The organism is Novosphingobium sp. B-7, from assembly GCF_000410615.1.
In the GTDB taxonomy this organism is placed as follows: Bacteria; Pseudomonadota; Alphaproteobacteria; order Sphingomonadales; family Sphingomonadaceae; genus Novosphingobium; species Novosphingobium capsulatum.
In genome coordinates this window covers 1-1,133 of record NZ_KE148379.1, presented here as the reverse complement: position 1 = coordinate 1,133, position 1,133 = coordinate 1, and the positions used below count along the sequence as shown (strand labels likewise).

At 70.9% G+C, this 1,133-nt stretch carries 1 protein-coding gene; it reads right to left on the bottom strand.

The features are described 5' to 3' along the window. Positions 1-990, bottom strand: a 990-nt coding sequence (locus H926_RS0115735; protein ID WP_022677173.1) for a glycosyltransferase family 4 protein, incomplete at its 3' end; no start/stop codon positions are given. Between the last annotated feature and the right edge of the window lie 143 nt (positions 991-1,133).

Genomic DNA, 1,133 nt, shown 5'->3' with positions numbered 1-1,133 from the left:
CGGAATGCCCGAGCGCGCCGCTTCCATCGCCACCAGGCCATAGGGTTCGGGATAGCGGCTGGGCATAACCAGCAACCGGGCGCGCTGCGCCACGCGGGCGATCTCCGCCGGGGATAGGCGCCCGCTGAAGCGCGCCTCGGGATGGCGGGCGCGCAGCGTTGCTTCCAGCGCGCCGCTACCCACCAGGCGCAACGGCACGCCGGCAGCGCGGGCGGCGGCGGCGGCCAGGTCTGGCCCCTTGGTTTCCTCCAGCCGGCCAACGAACAGCACTTCGCGATTGTCCTCGGCAGCGATGCGCGTGGCCGACCAAGGCACCACCGGGTTGGGCAGCGCGTGGATCGCCTGCCCGGGAATACCGGTGCGCATCAGCAGCGGCGCCATGGCGGCATGGATCGCCAGCACCGGCGGCGCATGCGCCGGATCAAACACCCGCGTCTGGATTGTATGACGCAGCACCCGCAACAGCTTGTGGCTGCGGCTGTGGCGGGCGCAATTGGCGGGGATGCAGGCGCGCGAAAGCGGCACCAGCGGGCAGGGCTGCCCGGTGCGCAGATCGGCAAAGGCCCCGTTGGGACAGGCGAGGAAGAAATCATGCGCGGAAATCACCAGGCGATCGCGCACCGGAGCCAGCGCATGGAACACGGCGGGTGAAAGGATCTGCAGCCAGCCGTGCAGGTGATAGACCGTGCGCGGCGTATCATTCTGCGCAATCCAGCGCGCCACCATCTGCGCCGCACGGCGGTTCCACAAGGCGGCCAGCGCGGCTTCCATCCGGGGGCGGGAGAGCAGCCGTCCCTGGCCCAGCGCAACGCATGCGATGCCCTCTGCCGCCAGGCTGCCATCGTCGCCGGCATCGCCCACCAGTAGCGTTACGTCATGCCCGAGCGCGCGGAATGCGCGGGCGGAGGACAGCGCCAGCGCACTGGCGCCGCCCATCGGCCGCGCCAGATCGTTGATCACCACGATGCGATCGATGGTTGTGCCGCGCATCAGGCCGGCACCACTGCGGCGGCACTTTCATGGGCGCGCGGGTGCGGCGCTGATTTACTGGCAGGGCGAGGCTGCGCGGCATGGGCCAGGCGCCGGGCCAGCCGTGCCACATCGGCGCGGGTGCGGCTGATCAGGCTGGCGAG